Here is a 3,096-nt window from a genome sequence, read left to right as displayed (position 1 = left end):
CTGCGACGGGGCAGCGCTACGCACAGCTGCCGCGGCGGCGCTCGACACCGGGGACCTGGTGCCGCCGGTGATGCGCCGCCAAGTCGTAGCGCCGACCTACGAGCCGGACGAACCTGGGGATCCAGCTCTGGTGCTGGCGGTGGCTGCTGAGCAGCTGGGCCGCCAGTCGGCTTGGGCGCTGCACCCGACCGCGCCGCTGATTACCACGGCTGATGACATCGAGGCGCCCTCATCCCAGGCGCGCGTTTCGTCGCCAAGTCCGCGCACCGTAGCGGCTTCCACCTGGGTGCAACCGGTCACCGGGGACTGGGACGGGCTTGTGTTGGAGCAGATGGAGAGCTCCTATACCCGCCACCGTGCCAGGCCGCAATCCCGGTCGGCGACCACGGTGCGCGAGCATATGCGTCGGGCACCGGGCACGTCGAAGAACGAGCCGCCCACCATCCCGGTGCGCTCTCATCCTCGACGCGGGACCGGCTCCGGTGAGGCGCTGCCGAAGGTCACGAGGGTCAGCAGCCGCGGTGAGATGTGGCGCTGAGGGTCCTCAGGGTCGGGCTGCGGGTACAAGCTCGGCAGGGGATCGGGCCATGATGTAGGCCGGGCTCGCGACCAACGGCCGCCCCATCATCCATGGCCTCTCGCGCAGGTAGTCATCGGCGGGCTCCAGCAGACGCAGCCCGGCCTGGGTGTAGAAACGCAGCAGCTGCTCGCTGGCCATCGGACGGCCGTCGCCGCGCTTGGGGTACAGCAACAACCAGCTCGTCCCGGCCGCAGTTGCCCGAGTCGTGAGGTCCTCCAGCAGTGCAGTGCCGATGCCACGGCCCCGATGGGACTCGTCAACCACCAGGGTCTCAAGGTAGCTGCAGTCCCAATCCGCTGGCGGCCGAGGGCTCACCCGGCACTCCATCCACGCTGCCGAAGCGTGGTGGCCGCAGCAAAACCCGACGACCGTCCCGTCGACGAGGGCGACCGTGTAGCTGGGCAACTCTGCCTGGAAATCGTTTTCGCTGAGAACCGCTGCTGGGTGGTACAGGTTCCACAGTCTGCGCACCTGCGTGTAGTCGGTGGGCTGGGCGAGTCGGATCTCAGGCATCCGAAGATCCTACCCAGAGCCCACTGCCGCACCTGACCCCCAGATGTGCTGCCTCGATCACGCAGCGTGGGCGGGCTGCTGGTGGGCGTGACGGATCCGCCGGCGCGCCACCGGTTGGGGGGCGTGGGACGCGGGACGAAAGTGGTGGGTCGGGGCGTCGGTGAGGGGAGCGGCCATAAGCGTCAGGGCGTTGCGGCGGTGAAGCGTCAGCGGCTCGACGTAGCGCAGCCCGGTTCGGGTGCACAGAGCGGCCATCGTCGGGGACAGTTCGCGCCTCGTTCCGCATTCGGCCGGCTGCATCATCATCCACTGCGAGCCGGCCTGCCGAGCCCGGTGCATGAACTCCCGCAGTAGGGCCGAGCCCAGGCCGTGGCCGCGGACATCGGGGTGGACGGTGAAGTAGCTGACGGTGCTGCACGTCCAGGTCTCCGGCGGGGTGGGGGAGACCAGGCAGGCGGCCCAGGCGGTGGAATCGTGGTGGCCCTGCAGAAACCCCCGGACCTGCCCCTCTACGACGGCGACCAGGTACTCGTTGCACTCCAGGTCGAAGCCGTACTTAGAACACATGCTGGGCCATCTGCCCAGCTCGTCGATCTCACGCAGAACGCTGTAGTCCTCACTTACAGCGGAACGAACTTCAACCTCAACCATGCGCCGAGAATAAGAGCCGCCCGCACCGGGAGCGCCAAAATTATGGCGTGATGGCATCCACGACGGGTCCATGACGCGTAACCGAGCGTTGGTCAGGGCATGCGCACAGGCACTGCGTGGGGCATCAGAACGGGTGCTCGCTCTGGCTGATTGTCCGAGGCCCCGAGAATTATGGGTCCATGACTTCGCCGCCGACCGCCCAGCCCAGGCTAGGGGCCTACCGTGAATCGGTGACTCTGCCCTTCCCGCACCTTGTTGTCGCTCTGCGCTCCACGCTCGGGGCGCAACTGGTCACCTACCTCGGCGGTGTCACCGACACCAAGGCGGTGCGTCAGTGGGCGGCCGGCGCCCGTCGGCCTAGTCAGACGGTCGAGCATCGGCTGCGTCTGGTCTACCAGGTCGCCGGTGTCCTGGCCGAGACGACGCACACCGGTGCCGTCGTCCAAGCGTGGTTCATGGGGGCAAACCCGGCGCTGGAAGATCGATGCCCGGCGCGTGTGCTTCGCGATCACCCGGTGGATGAAGTGAGTGCCTTGGTGCTCGCGGCCGCTCGGGCCTTCGCAGCGACACGCTGACCCGGCGCGACCCACGTAGCGACCACGGAGCGGAGGAAGAATCGGCGGTGGAGAGGTTGCCCTCTGTGCCCTCTTTTATGAATGAAGCCTTTGTGATTATGCGCAAAACCAGTCCTCGATGTCCTGCAAGACGAACAGTTGCCACGGTCCTGTGCCTGACTGCCCTCATGCCGCTGAGCAGTTGCGGTGCTAGGGGCCCGTTGCCGTCCTCCGCGCCTCTGACCGTTGCAGTGGGAGGCTCCAGGTCTCAGGTACCCGTCTCCGCAACCCCGCCGGCCGCGGCGTCGGCTACCCCGGACCCAGCGTTTCTCCAGGTGGAGACAAGCGTTCACCCGGCGGTGTGAGCTCAGGAGCCGGAACAGAAGCTGTTCGACTGCTGAAACGTTGACTCGTGGGAAGCCGCTAGCGCCGGAATCAGCTGGGCCGGACTGGTGGCCGACGTGCGAGCCAACGAGGGCGCGAAGTTCGACGAGGGGGTGGAGGGTGCCACCGATTACGCCGTCCAGGAAGTCATGTACAGGCTGGGCCCGCACGACGAAAACCTGACCTCTGTGGCGGTCGTGGACACCCTCGAAGGGTGACTTATCGAGTGGTGCACTCGATCGATTCCCGCCCAGTAGGCACCACGGCGTTGCCGTCGGCGGCCTTCCCGGACAACACGAGGAAGTCACGGATGCGGCCGTCCTCCTTCGTCCCAAGGTTTCATGATCGGAATGACCATCGTCGCCGTAAGGTGCGACGATCGTCAACGGAGTGGGCAGTCCCTCAGCCATGGCG

Annotated in this window: 5 protein-coding genes; 3 read left to right on the top strand and 2 right to left on the bottom strand. The window is 66.9% G+C overall.

Annotation, left to right across the window (positions count from 1 at the left end):
* Positions 1 to 538: hypothetical protein (locus tag RIF68_RS32505; protein WP_309054917.1), on the top strand; the 538-nt coding region annotated here is incomplete at its 5' end.
* A gap of 6 nt (positions 539 to 544) precedes the next feature.
* Here RIF68_RS32505 and RIF68_RS32500 read toward each other — a convergent pair.
* Entirely contained in the window at positions 545 to 1,093 is a 549-nt protein-coding gene (locus RIF68_RS32500; RefSeq protein WP_309054915.1) for a GNAT family N-acetyltransferase, read from the bottom strand.
* A 57-nt stretch (positions 1,094 to 1,150) separates the two neighbouring features.
* Positions 1,151 to 1,660: a GNAT family N-acetyltransferase gene (locus RIF68_RS32495; protein ID WP_309054913.1), complete on the bottom strand. Its 510-nt coding sequence runs from the start codon at positions 1,658 to 1,660 to the stop codon at positions 1,151 to 1,153.
* 314 nt (positions 1,661 to 1,974) lie between these two features.
* Between RIF68_RS32495 and RIF68_RS32490 the strand changes: the two genes are divergently transcribed.
* Positions 1,975 to 2,319: a hypothetical protein gene (locus RIF68_RS32490; protein WP_309054911.1), complete on the top strand. Its 345-nt coding sequence runs from the start codon at positions 1,975 to 1,977 to the stop codon at positions 2,317 to 2,319.
* A 440-nt stretch (positions 2,320 to 2,759) separates the two neighbouring features.
* The gene (locus tag RIF68_RS32485; protein WP_309054910.1) at positions 2,760 to 2,900 is read left to right on the top strand and encodes a hypothetical protein; all 141 of its coding nucleotides are present in this window, start codon (positions 2,760 to 2,762) and stop codon (positions 2,898 to 2,900) included.
* The last annotated feature ends 196 nt before the right edge of the window (positions 2,901 to 3,096 follow it).

It is taken from the genome of Streptomyces sp., assembly GCF_031178505.1.
Lineage (GTDB): Bacteria > Actinomycetota > Actinomycetes > Streptomycetales > Streptomycetaceae > Streptomyces > Streptomyces gulbargensis.
This window is presented reverse-complemented; position numbering and strand designations above follow the sequence as displayed.